Here is a 17,147-nt window from a genome sequence, read left to right as displayed (position 1 = left end):
TTCTATCGATCAATGCCTGGCATCGCTGCGGCCAGGGCGCTTCAGAAATCTATGGTGGCGGAAAGCAGCAGCGAGCGCGGTGCGCCTTGGGAGAACGCCCCGTAGGACGCGACACCTGACCAGTAGGCGGTATCGAAGACGTTCTGCACCGTGGCGCGGAACGTGGTCGGGTGATCGCCGATCCGCGTGGTGTAGCGCGCGCCGGCATCCACACGCAGCCAGCTGTCGATCTGCTGCGCGTTGCTCTGGTTGACGTATTGCTCGCCGGTGTAGATCAGTCCGCTGGTCAGGGTCAGCCCCTCGATCCACGGCGTGTCCCATTCGCCCCACAGGTTGGCCTGGACCTTGGGCACGCCTACCGCGGTGTGGCCCTGGTTGGCGGCGACGCTGGTACGGGTCAGTTTGGCATCGAGCAGTGTCACGCCACCCAGCAGGCGGGTCTGCGGAGTGATCTCGCCCAGCAGACTCAGCTCCACGCCACGGTTGCGCTGTTCGCCTTGTACGGAAAAGGCCCCGCCAGCCAGCTCGCCAGAGGGCTTGGTGATCTGGAACAGCGCGAGGGTCGCCATGACGGTTCCGTAATCGACTTTCAGCCCGACTTCATGTTGACGGGATACGTAGGGCGCGAAGACCTCACCTGAGTTGCTGGCATTCCCCGGCGCGACATCGCCCTTGCTCAGCCCTTCGAGGTAGTGGTAGTAGAGCGAGAGGTTTTTCAAGGGCTTGAACAGCACGCCGAACAGCGGTGTGGTCCGGCCCTGGTCATAGGTACTAGTGACGCTGCCGCCAGGGCTGTAGTTGGTGGACTGGATGCGCTGCTGACGCAGCCCCAGGGTGATCTGCAGGCGTTCTGCGAACAGTGACAAGGTATCGGCGAACGCCACCCCGGAGAGCTCGCTCGCGGAGACCTTGTTGGCGTCCGGGTGGGCAATCGACGGCTTGGGGCGATCAACCGGGTGGTAGATATTCGACAGGATGGGCGCCCCAGAAAGGATCCCGCGCCTCAGCTCATCCCGGTAGCGATTGACCTGCAGCGCCGTGCTGTGTGCGACCGGCCCGGTGTCGAAGTGCAGGCGCGCACCGGCATCCACCGTGTAGCGCTGCACGTCGAACTTGTAGTAGCCAGGGGTCGACGAGGTATCGCCAGCGCTGTTGATGATGGTCGGGGTCTGGTCGGACAGGCGGGTGACCCTGGACTTGCCGCCGCCCGCGTGGGCGAAGAGGGTGAGGTGGTCGTTGACCGCGTAGTCGCCACTGAGCAGCGCCGCACGGTCATGGGTTTTCGACTGGCCCCACTCCTGGCTGACGTTGGTGCGTCCATTCGCAGCCGAGGGAATTGGCACGCCCTCGGCAATCAGGAAAGGCCGCGAGGCCGCGTCGAAGGTTTCTTTCTGGTCGATCAGGTCGAGGCTGGTTCGCAGGCGGTCGCCCTGGTAGTCGAAGGAAACGGCGCCGATGCCGAACTCACGTTGCTGGTCGTCAATCGCCGTGTCGCCCTGCTGCAGGGTGCCGTTCAAGCGCACCCCAAAGCGCCGTTCTTCCCCGAAGCGACGGCTCATGTCGAGGTGGCTGCCAAACTGCGAATCCAGCGCATAGCGTGTGGTGAGGCGGGTCAGGTCTTCATCCAGCGAGCGTTTGGGCACGACGTTGATCACGCCGCCCACTGTGCTGTTGGGTGACATGCCGTAGAGCAGGGTGGCGGGGCCTTTGACCACTTCGATGCGCTCTGCGTAATCGGTAAAGACCCGGTAGTTCGACGCCACCCCGTAGACGCCATCGAAGGCGAGTTCGCCCAGGTTGCCCTCGCCAAGCGGAAAGCCACGGATGAAGAACGAGTCGACGATACCGCCGGTCTGCCCGGTGGAGCGCACGGACGAATCCCGTTCGAGCAGGTCACCGACCGTGGTGGCTTGCTGGTCCCGGATCATCGAGGAGGTGTAGGTGCTGATACTCAACGGCGCATCTATCACATCGCGGTTGCCGAGCAGACCGAGCCGTCCGCCCACTGCCGCCTGGCCTCCCGAGTAAGGGGATGGCAATTGCTCGTTGCCGGCGACGGCGGCGAGGCCTTTGATGTCGGTCTCCGACAAGGTCACCTGGCGCAAGGCCAGGGTGTAGCTGCCATCGCCGCGCAGCAGCATGTCCAGACTGCTGTCAGCCAGCAGGCGTTTCGCTGCTTCCTGTGAGGTGCACGACGCGACCAGGCCGGGGCTGAAAAGGCCTTCGGTGAGCGCCGGCTGGAACGACAGGGCGATGCCGCTATCCATGGCGAAGCTCGACAGCGTGGCGCCTAGCGGGCCAGGCGGAATGTCGTAGGCGCGAACCACCTCGTTATCCAGCAGCGCTGGCGCATCGGCTGACGCTAACGGGCAGCAGGATGCCAGCAGGATCAGGCTTAGCAGCGAGCTGCGCAAAACCGGTTGCAGTGGACGGGCCGGACGCAGGATGCGCGCGACGAGCATGTATGAGGGGCCTCGCTGACGACGATGGGGGTGTTGTAGGGGGTATTGCAGGTGCTGTCCCCTGATAGCCAGCCGAGCGCGAAAAAAGTATCACCCGCGCACAGGTTTATGTTCATCAGCCTGGAGACAGGGTGATCCAGAGGCCGCCCAGATGGCCGGAGACTTTGATTCCGTAGGTCTGCGTGAGCATGTTCAGGGTTCGCGAGGTTTCGCTGATGGGGTACGCGCCGGAAACGGGCAGCGCTGCGATGGCCGGATCACAGCGGACAAAGCCCCGGCGATAGCGCGCCAGTTCTGCAGCGAAGTCCGCCAGGCGCATCTTGTCAGCCATCAGCATGCCCTGGGTCCAGGCGCCGACATTACGGTCGGCGACAGCCACCGAGCCAAAGGTCTGCGCCGAGAAGTCCGTGCGCTGGCCGGCATTGATCACCATTGGCTGTGTCTGGCGGTTGTCGGCAAGCACGACTTTCACCGCGCCCTCCAGGACGGCGAGGTGGGTGCGCGATTGGTGTTCACGCACAGAGAATCGCGTGCCCAAGGCCTGCATGCTGCCTTGGGCCGTGGCAACCAGAAACGGGCGAGCGGCGGGGTCGACGGCTGTTTGCACCATGATTTCGCCGGCGCGCAAGCGTATCAGGCGCTGCTCGGCATCGAACAGCACGTCGATGGCGGTATCGGTATTCAGGGTGACGTTCGAACCGTCGGCCAGGGTCAGCTCACGCCGCTCGCCCACCGTGCTGCGGTAGTCGGCTGTCCATTGCTGCCTGCGACTCAGTTCCCAGCCGCCCCAGCCGGTAGGCAGCACCGCCAGCAACAGGGCCAGTTTGACGATTGCGGCGCGCCGATCAGGGTTGCTCGGGCGGTCCAGGACAGACATGGCCAATGCCTGGGGCAAGCCACCCATGCGGCTTTGCAGCATCTGCGCGCGCGCCCAGGCCTGGCTCCGTGCGGGGCTGCTGGCCTTCCAGCGCTCCCATTCGGCGCGCTCACTCTCGCCAAGCTCGCGTTCGCTCCAGCGCACCAGCCATTCAGCGGCTTCTTCAAGTGCCTCTGGTTCCAGTGCGGCGCCTTTGCCCAAGACCGACACTTACTCCACCAGCAGCAGGCACTGCATGAAGGCCTGCTTCATGTAGCGCTTTACCGTGATCAGCGAGACGCCCAGTTGCTCGGCAATGTCGTCGTACTTCAGCCCGCCGATCTGCGACAGCAGGAAGGCGCGCTTGACCAAGGGGGGCAGGGCGTCGAGCATGGCGTCGATCTGGTGCAGGGTTTCCAGCACCACGAAGCGCAGCTCAGGCGAAGGGACTTCCTGGACAGGCAGGCGGGTCAGTGCATCGAGATAGGCGCGTTCCAGTGCCTTGCGCTGGTACCAGTTGATGAGGATGCCCTTGGCCACGCAACTGAGGTAGGCCCGAGGCTGCTCGATGTGGGTCACTTTCGAGACAAGCACACGGGTGAAGGTGTCCTGGGTCAGGTCCGCCGCATCCATGGCATTGCCGAGTTTCTTCTTCAGCGTTTCGTAAAGCCAGCCGTGATGGCCGCTGTACAACGCTTCGATTACGCGCAGGTGAGTAGGACTGTCCGCGGAGAGAGTTTCGCTCATGGCTGCCGCTTTGTTGTAATTGAGAAGTATTAACAATGGTAGTGTGATCGCGCGTGCCAGGCAAGCGCGATCACACCCGTTGTTCACGTCCTCAGCAGGCGCCTGAGTGCATCTGCCAGTGCGGCAATTTCCGCCTCAGTGTTGTAGGCGTGGACAGAGGCCCGGGCGACCGCCTGCAAGCCGCGATGGTCCATGTCCAGCAGGGCGACTGGCGCCCTGAAGTGCTGACGTTGATGCGTCTTGGCTGGTTGTCCGTACAAGACCACACGCCACGCGTTCGACCCCGCCTTACCGGTGGTTTCGATCCCCTTGGCGCAGCTGTTTGCCTCGCGCGCACAGCCAGGAGAAGAAAAAATCCAGGGGAGGGTGATACTTTTCCGCAGCTCGGCTGGCAATAGGAGTGATTAGCATTTTCTCCTATCGAAAAGGATCCTCACGCCATGCCCGTTGTCAGTCGTACCTGCGGTCGGAGCGCTTTTACGCTCACCTTGCATAGCACCATGCTGAACCTTGTTCTGGTCGCAGGAGCCACCACGGCCTGGGCGGCGAACCCGGAGCAGCCAGAAACCGTGGCGGACAACGCCACCAGCCCGGATGCGCTGGTACTCGACACCACCAACGTCGATGCCGCGTACAACGGCCCGGCGTTACCGGAGGTGTTCGCCGGTGGGCAAGTGGCGCGCGGTGCTCGCCTGGGGATGATGGGCAACAAGGACGTCATGGACACCCCGTTCAGTGTCACCAGCTACACGGCCAAGACCCTGACTGACCTGCAGACGGTCACCGTCGCCGATGCCCTGGAGCGTGACCCGTCCGTACGCTCCACCGGGCAGGCAGGGGGCATTGTCGATTCGTTCTTTATCCGTGGCTTCCCGGTTGGTGAAGGTAACCTGGGCGAGCTGGCCTTCGATGGCGTCTACGGTGTAGCGCCCAACTACCGGGTGTTCACCGAGTATGCCGAGCGTGTCGAGGTGCTCAAGGGCCCGGGTGCCCTGGCCTACGGCATTTCACCGAACAGTGGCGTGGGGGGCGTGATCAACATCGTGCCCAAGCGCCCGCTGGAAGAAGACCTGACCCGTATCACCGCCAGCTATGCCATGGATTCCCAGGTCGGCGGCCACCTCGATGTGAGCCGGCGCTTTGGTGCCGAAAAGCAGTTTGGCGTGCGCTTCAACGGCAACCTGCAAGGGGGTGACACCGCCGTCGACAATCAGCATCGCGATCTGGGTATCGCAGCCATCGCGCTGGACTACCGGGGCGAGCGCCTGCGCCTGAACCTGGACTTCCTCAGTCAGAAAGAAAGCTGGGATGCGGCCTCGCGTCCGTTCACCATCGCCCCCGGTGTCGAGGTGCCCTCGGCCCCCAACGGCCGGACCAACCTGCCGCAGGACTGGGGATGGTCCGATACCAGGGAGCAGTCGGCCTTGCTGGGTGGCGAGTACGACCTGAGCGATGCGGTCACCGTGTTCGCCCACGCCGGTGGCGGCCGGTCGGACGTCAAGCGCATGTCCGACCAGGTGCCGAGAATCCTCAACGATGCCGGCGATACCAGCAATATCCCCGGGTACTACAAGTTCAACGTTGATCGCTCCACTGCCGATATCGGCATCCGTGGTGCTTTCGCGACCGGGCCGATCAACCACACCACGACGGTGATGGCGACTCAATACAGCGACGAGTTGTCCCGCGGGATCAACAACGGCACCGCGATTCTTTCCAACATCTATCACCCGGTGGATGTGCCCAAGCAGTACATCAATGCACCCAAGGTGCTGCGCATCTCCGAGACGGACCTGTCCGGGGTGGCGCTGAGCGACACCTTGTCCATGCTCGATGACCGCTTCCAGCTGACCCTGGGTGTCCGACGCCAGAACATCGAGTCGCGCAACTACAGCGCGACGGGGGCGGTCACCAGCAAGTACGACGACAGCGCGACTACCCCGCTGGTCGGGGTCGTGGTCAAGCCCTGGCAGGACGTGTCGCTGTACTACAATTATGTCGAAGGCCTGAGCAAAGGTGACATCGCCCCCGGCACTGCGGCCAACGCGGGGCAGACCTTCGCACCATACAAGTCGAAGCAGCACGAGGTGGGCGTCAAGTATGAGCACGGCACGTTCATGACCACCCTGGCGGTGTTCCAGATTGAAAAGCCTAGCGGGGAAGTCGGCGCCGATAATGTGTTTTCCGTGCAGGCGGAACAGCGTAACCGGGGTGTCGAGCTGAGCATGTTCGGTGAAGTGGCACCGGGTACCCGCTTGATGGGTGGCGTCACGCTGCTCGATGGCGAACTGACTGACTCTGCCACCACCGCCAACCGCGGCAACAAGCCTGTCGGCGTGCCGGATGTGCAGGCCAATCTCTGGGGCGAATGGGATACCCCGTGGCTTGACGGGTTCACTCTGACCAGCGGTGTCATCTATACAGACAAACAGTACGTCAATCAGGCCAATACCCAGCAGCTGGATGCTTGGACCCGCGTCGATGCCGGTGCGCGATACGCGACCAAGATTGACGGTCGGCCGACCACGTTCCGCGCGACCGTGCAGAACGTCTTCGATCGTGAGTACTGGTCCGGTGTTGCGTCCTATGGCGCGTTCTCGCCGGGGTATCCGCGAACCTTGCAGTTATCAGCAACGATCGATTTCTGAGGGATGCAAAGGGTAGCAATCTGGTAGTTGCTACCCATCTCTACCATTGAAAAGGGCCTATTTGGCGCTGATCATCCCCGCACGTGAATTCCATGTTGATTGGCGAGCCGAGGAGATCTTCCAATCTCCTAAAATCAGTGCGACATAACATTGCAGATGGCCTGCGTCTGGAAAATGTTAAATGGTATGGGGCTTGAAAATCTCCCGTCCACCGATAGTCGCTACCATTCTTAAAAGACAGTGGCTTATATAAACTGTTTTTAAGCGTAGATTATAAATCCTTCTTTTTCACATTGTACTGTGACACCAGGGATAACATAGTGGCGTGAATTCAGAGGCCTGATCGAGTTGCCTCGCCAAGCCCTTAATATTTTGTTAAGGGTGACCTACATATTGGTAAGTGCGTGATATACACGCATTTAATAGACTCCGGGCATGTTCTCTTACAGGCCTTTTCTTATGCATGCCTCCGACAGCCAAGGTCAAAGGATAGCCCCGCCGACCGAGACGATGTTCTCTGAATTACTGGGTGCATTAGAGCAAAGATCAATAGCCGTCGGACGAGATCGCCAGCACGCCAACACGCTGTATATGAGCCCGAAAAGCGCCAGCGAAGTGGTCGAGGTCATTAAGTTATGCAGCCGGACTCATACCCCGATCAGTATCTGCTACGGCACGGAAGGTGCTGCGAACCCCGAACCCCGGGTGTATTTGAATCTGCAACGGCTGGATACGATCACACCGGTGTCAGCCACCCGTTACTGGGTGGGTTTGGGTGCCACGGTTGCGCAACTCAAGCAAACGCCATTGCACGAGCTTGTGTCCGATGACATCGCGCAACGCTATCCCGGCCAGTGCTTGGGGCAACTGTTGCTGCAGCAGCTGCCACTGCACACTCAAGGTGTAGAACAACGCGTCGTTGGGCTGATAGCCGTTCTGCCGGATGGCCAGCTCTGGACCAGCCGAAATGAGGAGCAACAGTGCGCGAGCGAACGGCTGCTCAATGCTCTGTTCTTGACCGAGTCCAATGCGGCGTTGAGCGTGTTGCTCGCCTTGGAGCTTGAATTAACTCCCGATCAATGGCTCATCAACGGTCCGCTGTTCGGCGGCGCAGATGCATCACCCATGGGCACAGGTTCTGCTGCGCGGCAGGTTATCTCCAGGCTCAAAGAAGCCTTGGACCCGAATCGGATTTTGAACGGCACCACGCGGGTTGCCCAGGGCAATGACGTTTCGGGAGCGTTGTGAGATGACGGCGATGCTCGAACTGCGAAATTTGCATGTACGGATCGAACGGCCGAGCGGCATTTTGCATGCCGTCAGGGGGGTCGACCTGACAGTGAAAAAAGGCACGGTTCATTGCCTGGTGGGCGAGTCTGGCTGCGGAAAGTCCCTGACGTTGCTGTCTATCGTTGGCCTGCATGGGGCGAATATCCGTACAGCGGCCGACGGTGTCGACCTTGGTGGTCGTGCACTGGATATCAAGGATCGGCGTCAACTCGAAGCCGTTCGGGGTGATCGGATCGGCATGATTTTTCAAGACCCGATGACGGCGTTCAACCCCACGTTGACCATCGGCGAGCAGCTGGAAGAAATCCACAGAAAACATAAGAAGCAAGGCCGAAAAGCGGCTCGCGATCGGGCAATCGCATTGCTTGAGAAAGTTGGAATATCGTCCGCCGAGAGCCGGCTGGGTCAGTACCCGCATGAGCTTTCCGGCGGCCTGAGGCAGCGGGCAATGATCGCCATGGCGTTGATGTGCGAGCCCGATTTGCTGCTTGCAGACGAGCCCACCACGGCGTTGGATGTCACGGTCCAATCCCATGTTCTGCACCTGCTCAAGCAGTTGAAGGATGAGTTGGGCTTATCCATCGTGCTGGTGACTCATGACCTGGGTGTCGTGGCGGCAATCGCCGACGAAGTGACCGTGATGTATGCGGGCGAGGTGGTCGAGACAGGTACTGCTGCAGAGCTATTCGAGCAGCCCAAACACCCTTACACCCGGGCCTTGTTTCAATGCATTCCAACCTTGGATGACCTTGAAACGGGTAGACGTCTGGAAACGATTCCGGGGCGTGTGCCGGTGTTGGATCAAGTCCTTCATGGCTGTGCCTTCTACGCGCGCTGCGCATTGAAAAAAGAAACTTGCACGGTCGGGCGGATCGAGCTGCTGGCAACTGGCGCAACCGGCAAGACTCGCTGCGTTGAATACAAACCCGGTACCTGAGGAGCAAGCATGAGCAGAACCATGGTGCTGGAGGCAGCGTGCGTCTCCAAAGAGTTCCAGCTGAAGGAAAAGGCGACCACCCTCAAAGCGGTGCGTGAGATCAGCTTGAGAATTTATGAAGGGGAGTCGCTGGCCCTGGTAGGGGAGTCTGGATCAGGCAAGTCAACGCTGGCAAAGATGATGCTGGGTTTGACCCCTGCGACTTCCGGCGACCTTTACCTGTATGACCGGCCAATCCAAAGCATTCCTGTCAAAGAACGTGCGGCGCTGGTGCAGCCGGTTTTTCAAGACCCGTTCGCGTCATTGAACCCCAAAAAAACCATCGGTGAGATTGTCGCCATGGCGTTGATTGCTCGCCAGTACTCGAAAAAAGCCTACGAGCCGCTGGTACATGAAACGCTGGAAAAGGTCGGCCTCCCCAGCGTGTATGCACAGCGCTCACCGAAAGAATTGTCCGGCGGCCAACGGCAACGTGTCGCGATTGCCCGGGCCCTGATTTCCAATCCTAAATTGCTGGTGTGTGATGAGCCTACGTCGGCGCTGGACGTTTCGGTTCAGGCGCAGATCATCAATTTGCTCAATGATCTTCGCAAAAGTCTCAGCGTGTCCTATCTGATCGTCACGCACAACATGGGCGTAGTGGCGCACCTGGCTGATCGCGTTGCGGTCATGTACTTCGGCAAGATCGTCGAAGAGGGCCCTGTTCGAGAATTACTGAAAGCCCCTCGGCACCCCTATACACAGGAGCTGATGAGCGCCGTATTGCCGCTCAAGCCAGGCTACCTGTTCCCCCAGCAGGCCCCGATGGGGCAGTCAAGCCAGGTTCATTTCCAAGGCTGTGCCTATCAAAGCCGATGCCCACGCGCCAAGCCAGAGTGCTTGGTGACTGACCCCATCACCCACTCGAACAACCGATCCATAGCGTGCCATTCGCCTATTTAGTTTATGGAGTGCTGAGTATGAATTTCAAAATAAAACCGTTGGTGGCTGTGGTGCTTGCTACGGTCTTGGCAGGCGGCGTTCAGGGTGCCAGCGCATCGGAACAGGATGACACGTTGGTCACAGCGTTTCAGGCACAGTTGCCGAGCTTGGTCAGCTACTTCGCCGGCGGACGGGAAGGTTATCTGTTGGGGTTGATGGCCTACGACACGCTGGTCTACCGAGACCCGAATACCCTGGAAATAAAACCGCTGCTGGCCGAAAGCTGGAAACGATTGGACGACCTCACCTGGGAGTTCACCCTCAGAAAAGGTGTGAAGTTTCACAACGGCGATGAGTTCACCGCCAATGACGTCAAATTTACCTACGACTATGTGGCCAATCCTCAGAGTCAGGTATTCAGCCGCTACCCGTCCGAATGGGTAGCGAGCATTGAAATTGTCGACCCTTACAAGATTCTGATCCACGCCAAGCGTCCCACGCCGATCGCGCTGGAAAACATTACTCAAATGCCAATTCTGCCGCAGGCTTATTTTACGGCGGTGGGCAAAGACGCGTTCAGCGAAAAACCCGTCGGTACGGGCCCCTACAGCGTCAAACGCGGTAAGCGCAACGAGATCATCTTTACCCGTAACGACAACTATTTTGACGGAGGCGCGAAGAACAAACCGTTTATCAAGACCTTGGTGTACCGCAACATTCCGGATGTGAACACCCAAGTGGCCGAGTTGATGAGCGGGGGGATCGATTGGGCTTGGTATATCCCGGTGGACCAGGCTCAGCAACTGAAAATGATGCCGCACCTTACCGTCACCAACGCTAACACGTTCCGCATCGGCTTCATCACCCTGGACGCCGCGGGTATTACCGACCCCAACACGCCGTTGAAGAATTTGAAAGTCCGTAAGGCTATCAACCTGGCGATCGACAAGGAGGGCATCGCGCGCTCCTTGATTGGGGACTTGGCCAAGCCCATCGCCTCAGCCTGCAAACCTGGGCAATTCGGCTGCGCTCAAGATGTTCAGTCCTACAGTTACGACCCGCAGGCAGCCAAGGCGCTGATGGCTGAGGCCGGTTACGCCAATGGCTTTGATATTGATGTGTACGGCTATCGCAGTCGCCCTGTGGCCGAAGCCATTGTCGGTAATCTGGCAGCCATTGGTATTCGCGCCAGCCTGAAATGGCAACAGTACACCTCTGTTATCAAGGATCGCCGTGAGCACAACGCCGCGATGGTGATCGATGACTACGGCTCTTCAGGCGTGAACGATGTCAGCGGCATTCTGCCCTTCTTCTTTGCTGAATCACCGGATGATCAATCCCGAGACCCGCTGGTCACCGACAGTATTCTGAAAGCCAATGCGCTGTATGACAGCACGCAGCGTACGCAGCTCTACAGCACCGCACTTAAACGGATCGCCGATCAGGCGTATTGGGCGCCACTGTTCACCATGCCGATCAACTATGTCTTCTCGTCGTCATTGGACATTCCTATTCCGGGCGATGAAAACGTCGAGTTCTGGAAAGCCAAGTGGAAGTAAGGGGGCGCCATGCAAGCCTACATCGTTAAACGGCTCCTGATGTCGCTGAGCGTGCTGTTGACCATTTCGGTCATGACTTTTTATTTGCTCAAGGCATCCGGCGACCTGGCTATCAGCCTGGCGGGCGAGGGGGGAACGCAAGAGTACATAAACTTCCTGCGCCAGTATTACGGCTGGGACAAGCCTGTGATTACCCAGTACTTCCACTGGTTGATGAACATTTTCCAAGGGGACTTCGGTACCTCGTTCTACTACGGCTCGCCGGTCACGGAGCTGCTGTTTGAACGCGTACCCGTCACGTTGCAATTGGGCGGTATCGCAATCACTGTCGCGTTGGCCATCGCCATTCCGCTGGGTGTACTCGCTGGGGTGTACCGCGACAAAGCGGTGGACCGATTCGCCCAGACCGTTGCCTTATTTGGTCAAGCGACGCCCATTTTCTGGTTCGCCTACCTGTTGATCATTGTGCTGGGGCTGAAGCTTCATGTACTGCCCATCTCAGGCTCGGCAACCTTTCTTCACTTCATCATGCCGTCGATTGCGCTGGCGTTCTACGCCATGCCGGCGGTAATCCGCATCGTGCGCACGGGAATGATAGAAGTGCTGGAGGCAGACTACATACGGACGGCGACTGCCAAAGGGTTGAGCCCTGCCCAGATCATTATCAAGCATGCGCTACGCAATACCTTGGTACCGGTGGTGGCGGTAGCTTCGGTGCAGTTTGGTTTCCTGCTCGGGGGCTCCGTGGTGGTCGAGACGATCTTTGCACTTCATGGCGTTGGGTATCTGACCTGGGAAGCCATTAACCAGAGTGACTACCCCGTTGTGCAGGCCGCTGTCCTGACAGTCTCCGCGTTCTACGTCCTTCTTACTTTTCTATCAGACATGTTGAACATGCTGATAGACCCACGTATCCGGGTGGCCTGAGATGACGCCAGTATTGACCGAGCCCCGTGCGCCTGGAAAAGGCCTGCGATTCAATTTGCCATTCAAACCCAATGGCCTGGCAATCAAGATTGCGCTGCTGATCATGTTGACGGTGGTGCTATGCGCGGTGTTTGCACCCTGGATCGTCAGTCATTCGCCTTATGAGCAATCCATGTCCGAGCGGCTGATTCAACCGTTCGCGACCTGGACCCACCCCTTGGGCACCGATCACCTGGGGCGCGATTTCCTGAGTCGGTTGATCTACGGCGCTCGCTACTCGCTGATCATCGGCTTCATTACGGTCTTGCTGTCCGGTGCCATTGGGATCGCCTTGGGCCTTGTCGGCGGGTATTTCGGCGGCAAGATCGACTTGGTGGTGATGTACCTGCTCAATGTGCGTCTGAGCATGCCCATCATGCTTGCCACCATGGCTATCGTGGGCCTGGTAGGCAACTCACTGGCGCTGATCATCACGATCATGTCGCTGTTCCTCTGGGACCATTTTCTGGTGGTCACCCGCGCCATGACGTTGCGTCTGCAAAGTGCCGAATTCGTGCTGGCGGCCAAGGCCACCGGCTACTCACACCTGCGGATCATGTGCTCCGAAATCCTGCCGAACCTGGTTGGCCCATTGCTGGTGGTCGGCACGCTGGAGATGGCCCACGCGATCATGCTGGAAGCGGCGTTCAGCTTCCTCGGCATGGGCATCAAACCGCCCGATGCTTCCTGGGGCCTGATGATCGCTGAGGCGAAAGACCTGATCTTCTTTCAGCCGTGGCTGGTGACCATTCCCGGTACCGCCATTTTTCTATTGATCATGAGCATCACCATCATGGGCGAGCACTTGAAGAACGCGCTTGCCACCAAATTTTGAAACGACTAACCGCCGAGGCTGAAATGAGCACACCCATACACCAGATGTCCGTTCGGGAATTGGGGCAACGCATGCGCGATGGCGCGTTGAGCGCAGTGGCAGTGACCGAGTATCTGCTCGACCGTATCGATCGCCTGCAACCGACCTTGAATGCCTTTACTCACATTGCGCGCGCCAGCGCACTGGAGGCGGCTCGCCAGTCTGACGCGCTATTCAAGGCGGGCACGCCACGCAGTTTGCTAGAAGGCATTCCGGTAGCGATCAAAGACAATATTTACGTGGAAGGCATGCCCTTCGTGTTCGGTTCGCCATTGTTCAAAGACCGTATTGCCGAAAATGACGAACTGCCGATTGCTCTGCTCAAGGCGGGCGGTGCGGTCATCATGGGCAAGACCAATTTGCCGGAGTTTGCCAGCCGTGGCTCGACCTACAACCCGGTGTACGGGGCTACCGCAAACCCATGGAACCCCGCCTTGACCACTGGTGGCTCCAGTGGGGGCTCGGTTGCTGCGGTTGCCTCGGGGATGGTGCCATTGTCCCTGGGCACCGATGGCGGTGGCTCCATTCGCCGTCCGGCCGGTTACACCAATCTGGTAGGGCTCAAGCCCACCTTGTCACGTATCCCGCGCGCGGATGGGTTCACCTCTGTGCTGTATGACTGCGAAGTGGTCGGGCCGATCGGCAGGACCGTCGATGACGTACGTATCATGATGTCGGTGATCGCTGGCGCGCATCGCCGGGATCAACGCTCCCGCGGATTCCAGAAGATGTCGGCCACTTCGTTAGCCCCTTCGCCATTGAGAATCCTGTTTGTCGAGCGTTTGAAAGGCGCCCCTGTCGATCCGCAGATCGTCGACCTATGCCAGCAGGCGGCTGATCAACTGGCGAAGCTTGGCCATGAGGTGGTGATCGGCGATCTGCCTTTCGATATCACGCCGGTGACTGACAATTGGGCCAAGATCGGCAACGTGTGCATGTCACTGATCGCCAAACAGGCGCCGAAGTTCGATGAGTGGGTGACCGCTGACTATGTGGCTCGTGCCGCAGACGGGTTCAGGTTGACGGGGGCCGATTATCAGGAAGTGATCGAACTGCTCTACACGTTCCGCAGCACGGTGGGTGAGCGTTTTGAGGACTACGACATCATCATGACACCCACCTCGGCTGCCAATCCCTGGGCCAAGGACAAGGGTTTCCCCGAAACCATCGATAACCAGCCTGTGGGGCCGCGTGGCCATGCAGTGTTTACCAACTGGGTAAACGCCTGCAGTCATCCTGCCGTCGCTTTGCCTGCGGGCTTTACCAAGGAAGGGATGCCTGTCGGTTTCCAGTTGGTCGCCGATTTCGGTGCTGATGATGTGTTGCTCGATCTTGCGCATCAGTACGAGGCCGCAGTGCCTTACACCCGCCAGTGGCCAGAGCTGGGCGAGTGAACGCAGGGGCGTTGGCACGATGAAGATTTTGCTGATTAACCCGAACACCAGCGAAGAGACCACTCGGATGATGCTGTCGATCGCTGGCAAGTACGCCCCTGCGCACTGGTACATTACGGGGATCACCCTCAGTAACAGTGCGGCCGTAATCAACACGCCCGAACTGCTGGAGGACGCGCGCCAGGAGATCCTGATGCGCGCTGCAGAGCGCGAGTTCGAGGGGTTCGATGCGGTGATCGTTGCCGCCTTTGGCGACCCTGGGTTGGATGCGTTGCGGTCATCCCTGGCGGTACCTGTCGTTGGAATCGGAGAGTCGGCGATTCAGGCGGCTACCGCACAGGGCAGACCGTTCGCGGTTGTGTCGATCACACCGCAACTGTCACGCAGTACAGCGGAGCAGGTAGTCCGCGAGGGGGGACGGTCTTTGTTTGCCGGGATTTATTACACCGCTGATAACCCCATCCCCCATACACCCGGTGTCCGTCCGTTATCAGAAGATATAGCCATCGCTGCAAACCGTGCCTTGAGCGGCGGCAACGTCAGTACCCTCATTATTGCTGGCGGCCCGTTGGCCAGTATTGCGGACAACTTGGTGCTGGACGTTGATTGTCACATCGTACAGCCCTTGCCCTGTGCGATAGAAAAGTTGCAGGGGCTACTGCAGCCAGGCATGTAATTGTCAGCCGTTAACATTGTGTTAAGGGCGTACATCGTTTCTCTATTCGACGGCTCTAAACGCCTCTTTTAATATTGAATGACACTTCAATGGACAGGGAAATAATTAATGAAACCGATGCGGGGTGTTTTGACTATCTGCCCGACACCGTTTTTTGAAGACGGTGAAGTTGATGTCGAAAGTATTGATCGGTTAGTCGATTTCCAGATCAAGGCGAAGATCAGCGGTTTGGCGGTATTAGGTTTTCTGGGCGAACAACACAAGTTATCCAGTGTGGAACGGCACCTCATCATCGAACGATTCGTTCAACGTGCCGATCAGCGCGTACCGGTCTGGGTGGGTGTCAGGGCATTAGGTATCCGTGGCGCCATCGAGCAGGCCCGCGAAGCTGAAGCGCTGGGTGCGTCGGCGGTGTTTGTGGCACCGCTGGATGGTGTGAACGATCAAGGGCAGTTTTCGTTCTATAAGTCAGTGGCCGAATCAATCACCATTCCCGTGGTGATCCATGACTTTCCGGACTCGTTCGGTACCGAAATTTCCCCGGCGGTGGTTGCGCGGCTGGCGCTCGAAAAGATCGTTAAATTGATCAAGATGGAAGAGCCGCCGGTCGGCCCCAAGATCACCGAAATTCTGCAACGTTCGGGTCATCAATGCGATGTGTTTGGTGGGCTGGGTGGCGTTTATTTCCTGGAAGAGCTCAAGCGCGGTGCTGTCGGTACGATGACCGGTTTCGCGTTTCCGGAAATCCTCGTGAGTATCTACCAGCACTATACCGCCGGCGACATTGCCGCCGCGGAGCGTGTGTTCGATCGCTATTGCCCATTGATACGTTATGAGTTTCAGCCGAAGTTGGGGCTGGCGCTGCGCAAGTACACCTACTTCAAACGAGGCCTGTTGTCTTCCGCGTTTGTCCGGGCTCCGGGGATGCAAATAGACCCGTATTCGATCCAGGAACTGGAAAGTGTGATTGCTCGTGTCGGATTGGATCTCAATCAACCGGGTGTTTTTCACATCGATTAAGGGGGCGCGTCATGCAGCTGGGAATTAGTGGCAAAACGGCCTTGGTGTGCGCGTCAAGCAAGGGCCTGGGTAAAGCCTGTGCGTTGGCGCTGGCAGGCGAGGGCGTCGACGTTGTGATCGTAGCCCGGGGTGAACAGGCGCTGATGTCGACCGCAGAAGAGATCAGAAGCACTACAGGCGTGACCGTTACGCCTGTGTGTGCCGATATCGCAACCGAGCGTGGCATCGATGCGGTCATGGCTGCGTGTGATGCCCCGGATATCCTGGTGACCAACGCAGGTGGCCCGCCTACGGGGAGTTTCAGAGAGTGGCGACGTGAGCAGTGGATGGCAGCACTCGATGCCAACATGCTTTCGCCCATAGAACTGGTGCGAAACATCGTCGATGGCATGTGCGAACGGAAGTTCGGCAGGATCATCAACATTACCTCCGCAGCCCTCAAGGCTCCCGTTGATGTCCTCGGGTTGTCCAATGGCGCGCGTGCCGGCCTCACGGGCTTCATGGCGGGGTTGGCCCGTAGCGTGGCGCAGCACAATGTGACCATCAATAACCTGCTGCCTGGCCCATTCGAGACGGAACGACTGCAGAAAACAGTGGCGGCGCTAGCGGTTCAAAAGAACATCTCACTGGACTCGGCCATGCAGCTTCGCCGTGTCGCCAACCCTTCGTTGCGTTTCGGCAGACCAAGCGAGTTTGGTAGCTTGTGTGCGTTCTTGTGCAGTGAACAGGCAAGTTACATCACCGGACAAAACATCGTTATCGACGGTGGGGTTTATCCAGGCATTTTCTGAAGTCGA

General features: G+C 58.9%; 14 protein-coding genes. 11 read left to right on the top strand and 3 right to left on the bottom strand.

Annotated elements, in window-relative coordinates; all coding sequences use genetic code 11:
* Positions 1 to 41 precede the first annotated feature (41 nt).
* From L6D80_RS20745 to L6D80_RS20735, 3 genes are all read right to left on the bottom strand, one after another.
* Positions 42 to 2,462: a TonB-dependent receptor gene (locus L6D80_RS20745; RefSeq protein WP_176515778.1), complete on the bottom strand. Its 2,421-nt coding sequence runs from the start codon at positions 2,460 to 2,462 to the stop codon at positions 42 to 44.
* 115 nt (positions 2,463 to 2,577) lie between these two features.
* The gene (locus tag L6D80_RS20740) at positions 2,578 to 3,549 is read right to left on the bottom strand and encodes a FecR domain-containing protein (RefSeq protein ID WP_176515780.1); all 972 of its coding nucleotides are present in this window, start codon (positions 3,547 to 3,549) and stop codon (positions 2,578 to 2,580) included.
* Positions 3,550 to 4,065: a sigma-70 family RNA polymerase sigma factor gene (locus L6D80_RS20735; protein WP_176515782.1), complete on the bottom strand. Its 516-nt coding sequence runs from the start codon at positions 4,063 to 4,065 to the stop codon at positions 3,550 to 3,552.
* Between the two features lie 440 nt (positions 4,066 to 4,505).
* On the opposite strand from L6D80_RS20735, the gene L6D80_RS20730 reads away from it, so the two are divergent.
* From L6D80_RS20730 to L6D80_RS20680, 11 genes are all read left to right on the top strand, one after another.
* Entirely contained in the window at positions 4,506 to 6,713 is a 2,208-nt protein-coding gene (locus tag L6D80_RS20730; RefSeq protein ID WP_176515785.1) for a TonB-dependent receptor, read from the top strand.
* Positions 6,714 to 7,172: 459 nt separating this feature from the next.
* On the top strand, positions 7,173 to 7,961 hold the full coding sequence (locus L6D80_RS20725; RefSeq protein WP_176515787.1) for an FAD-binding oxidoreductase: 789 nt from the start codon (positions 7,173 to 7,175) through the stop codon (positions 7,959 to 7,961).
* A 1-nt stretch (position 7,962) separates the two neighbouring features.
* Positions 7,963 to 8,940 carry an ABC transporter ATP-binding protein gene (locus L6D80_RS20720; RefSeq protein WP_054901233.1) on the top strand — a complete coding sequence of 326 codons (978 nt, stop codon included), beginning with the start codon at positions 7,963 to 7,965 and terminating at the stop codon, positions 8,938 to 8,940.
* Between the two features lie 9 nt (positions 8,941 to 8,949).
* Entirely contained in the window at positions 8,950 to 9,882 is a 933-nt protein-coding gene (locus tag L6D80_RS20715; protein WP_082422782.1) for an ABC transporter ATP-binding protein, read from the top strand.
* 17 nt (positions 9,883 to 9,899) lie between these two features.
* Positions 9,900 to 11,420 carry an ABC transporter substrate-binding protein gene (locus L6D80_RS20710; RefSeq protein WP_176515789.1) on the top strand — a complete coding sequence of 507 codons (1,521 nt, stop codon included), beginning with the start codon at positions 9,900 to 9,902 and terminating at the stop codon, positions 11,418 to 11,420.
* A gap of 9 nt (positions 11,421 to 11,429) precedes the next feature.
* The gene (locus L6D80_RS20705) at positions 11,430 to 12,347 is read left to right on the top strand and encodes an ABC transporter permease (protein ID WP_054901236.1); all 918 of its coding nucleotides are present in this window, start codon (positions 11,430 to 11,432) and stop codon (positions 12,345 to 12,347) included.
* Between the two features lies 1 nt (position 12,348).
* A complete protein-coding gene (locus tag L6D80_RS20700; RefSeq protein ID WP_054901237.1) occupies positions 12,349 to 13,221 on the top strand; it encodes an ABC transporter permease in 873 nt (290 codons plus the stop codon).
* A 23-nt stretch (positions 13,222 to 13,244) separates the two neighbouring features.
* Positions 13,245 to 14,654, top strand: a complete 1,410-nt coding sequence (locus L6D80_RS20695; protein WP_082422784.1) for an amidase — start codon at positions 13,245 to 13,247, stop codon at positions 14,652 to 14,654.
* A gap of 19 nt (positions 14,655 to 14,673) precedes the next feature.
* On the top strand, positions 14,674 to 15,330 hold the full coding sequence (locus tag L6D80_RS20690) for an aspartate/glutamate racemase family protein (RefSeq protein WP_176515791.1): 657 nt from the start codon (positions 14,674 to 14,676) through the stop codon (positions 15,328 to 15,330).
* Between the two features lie 108 nt (positions 15,331 to 15,438).
* A complete protein-coding gene (locus tag L6D80_RS20685) occupies positions 15,439 to 16,350 on the top strand; it encodes a dihydrodipicolinate synthase family protein (protein ID WP_054901240.1) in 912 nt (303 codons plus the stop codon).
* Between the two features lie 11 nt (positions 16,351 to 16,361).
* The gene (locus L6D80_RS20680; RefSeq protein ID WP_176515793.1) at positions 16,362 to 17,141 is read left to right on the top strand and encodes an SDR family oxidoreductase; all 780 of its coding nucleotides are present in this window, start codon (positions 16,362 to 16,364) and stop codon (positions 17,139 to 17,141) included.
* The last annotated feature ends 6 nt before the right edge of the window (positions 17,142 to 17,147 follow it).

Source organism: Pseudomonas ceruminis (assembly GCF_021602025.1).
GTDB lineage: Bacteria > Pseudomonadota > Gammaproteobacteria > Pseudomonadales > Pseudomonadaceae > Aquipseudomonas > Aquipseudomonas ceruminis.
This window is presented reverse-complemented; position numbering and strand designations above follow the sequence as displayed.

Bases quoted from the DNA above. Each gene is read 5' to 3' on its own strand.
- L6D80_RS20720 (WP_054901233.1), top strand. From the start codon at position 7,963: ATGACGGCGATGCTCGAACTGCGAAATTTGCATGTACGGATCGAACGG.
- L6D80_RS20690 (WP_176515791.1), top strand. From the start codon at position 14,674: ATGAAGATTTTGCTGATTAACCCGAACACCAGCGAAGAGACCACTCGG.
- L6D80_RS20705 (WP_054901236.1), top strand. From the start codon at position 11,430: ATGCAAGCCTACATCGTTAAACGGCTCCTGATGTCGCTGAGCGTGCTG.
- L6D80_RS20725 (WP_176515787.1), top strand. From the start codon at position 7,173: ATGCATGCCTCCGACAGCCAAGGTCAAAGGATAGCCCCGCCGACCGAG.
- L6D80_RS20680 (WP_176515793.1), top strand. From the start codon at position 16,362: ATGCAGCTGGGAATTAGTGGCAAAACGGCCTTGGTGTGCGCGTCAAGC.
- L6D80_RS20730 (WP_176515785.1), top strand. From the start codon at position 4,506: ATGCCCGTTGTCAGTCGTACCTGCGGTCGGAGCGCTTTTACGCTCACC.
- L6D80_RS20695 (WP_082422784.1), top strand. From the start codon at position 13,245: ATGAGCACACCCATACACCAGATGTCCGTTCGGGAATTGGGGCAACGC.
- L6D80_RS20710 (WP_176515789.1), top strand. From the start codon at position 9,900: ATGAATTTCAAAATAAAACCGTTGGTGGCTGTGGTGCTTGCTACGGTC.
- L6D80_RS20700 (WP_054901237.1), top strand. From the start codon at position 12,349: ATGACGCCAGTATTGACCGAGCCCCGTGCGCCTGGAAAAGGCCTGCGA.
- L6D80_RS20685 (WP_054901240.1), top strand. From the start codon at position 15,439: ATGAAACCGATGCGGGGTGTTTTGACTATCTGCCCGACACCGTTTTTT.
- L6D80_RS20715 (WP_082422782.1), top strand. From the start codon at position 8,950: ATGAGCAGAACCATGGTGCTGGAGGCAGCGTGCGTCTCCAAAGAGTTC.
- L6D80_RS20745 (WP_176515778.1), bottom strand. From the start codon at position 2,462: ATGCTCGTCGCGCGCATCCTGCGTCCGGCCCGTCCACTGCAACCGGTT.
- L6D80_RS20735 (WP_176515782.1), bottom strand. From the start codon at position 4,065: ATGAGCGAAACTCTCTCCGCGGACAGTCCTACTCACCTGCGCGTAATC.